The following is a 1,210-nucleotide window of genomic DNA, read 5'->3' on the forward strand; positions in this document are numbered from 1 at the left end:
GGACGCCCTTTCCGTAGCTTTTTGCAGATGCGAATTACTCGATGATCTTCGACACAACGCCGGCGCCGACGGTGCGGCCGCCTTCGCGGATGGCGAAACGCAGACCGTTCTCCATCGCGATGGGCGCGATCAGCTCAACGCCGAACGACACGTTGTCGCCGGGCATGACCATCTCGGTGCCTTCGGCCAGGGTCACGGTGCCGGTCACGTCAGTCGTACGGAAGTAGAACTGCGGACGGTAGTTCGCGAAGAACGGGGTGTGACGACCGCCTTCTTCCTTGGTCAGGATGTAGGCTTCGGCTTCGAACTTGGTGTGCGGTGTCACCGAACCCGGCTTACACAGAACCTGGCCACGCTCAACACCGTCACGGTCAACACCGCGCAGCAGGGCGCCGATGTTGTCGCCGGCTTCACCACGGTCCAGCAGCTTGCGGAACATTTCCACACCGGTGCAGGTGGTTTTCGCGGTGTCGCGGATACCAACGATTTCGATCTCGTCGCCAACGTTGATCACGCCACGCTCAACACGACCGGTCACAACGGTACCACGGCCCGAGATCGAGAACACGTCTTCGATCGGCATCAGGAACGGCTGGTCAACAGCGCGCTCGGGGGTGTCGATGTAGTCGTCAACAGCCGCCATCAGTTCGCGGATCTTCGCTTCGCCGATTTCCGGGTTGTTGCCTTCCATCGCCGCCAGAGCCGAACCTGCGATGATCGGAATGTCGTCGCCGGGGTAGTCGTAGCTGGACAGCAGTTCGCGAACTTCCATCTCAACCAGTTCCAGCAGCTCTTCGTCGTCGACCTGGTCAACCTTGTTCATGAACACGACCATCTTCGGGATGCCAACCTGGCGGCCCAGCAGGATGTGCTCGCGGGTCTGCGGCATCGGGCCGTCAGCTGCGTTCACAACCAGGATCGCGCCGTCCATCTGGGCAGCACCGGTGATCATGTTCTTGACGTAGTCGGCGTGGCCGGGGCAGTCAACGTGCGCATAGTGACGCGCATCGGTCTCGTATTCCACGTGGGCGGTCGAGATGGTGATGCCGCGCGCTTTCTCTTCCGGCGCACCGTCAATCTGGTCATACGCTTTGAAGTCACCGAAATACTTGGTGATTGCCGCCGTCAGCGTCGTCTTGCCGTGGTCAACGTGCCCAATCGTGCCGATGTTGACGTGCGGTTTTGTACGCTCAAACTTTTCCTTTGCCAT

1 protein-coding gene is annotated in these 1,210 nt (G+C 60.3%); it reads right to left on the reverse strand.

What is annotated here, in order from left to right; genetic code table 11:
• Positions 1-34: 34 nt before the first annotated feature.
• Positions 35-1,210, reverse strand: a 1,176-nt coding sequence (tuf, locus tag ACR0J8_RS24220) for an elongation factor Tu (protein ID WP_170805981.1), incomplete at its 5' end; no start/stop codon positions are given.

This window comes from Ruegeria sp. N11 (assembly GCF_056531525.1).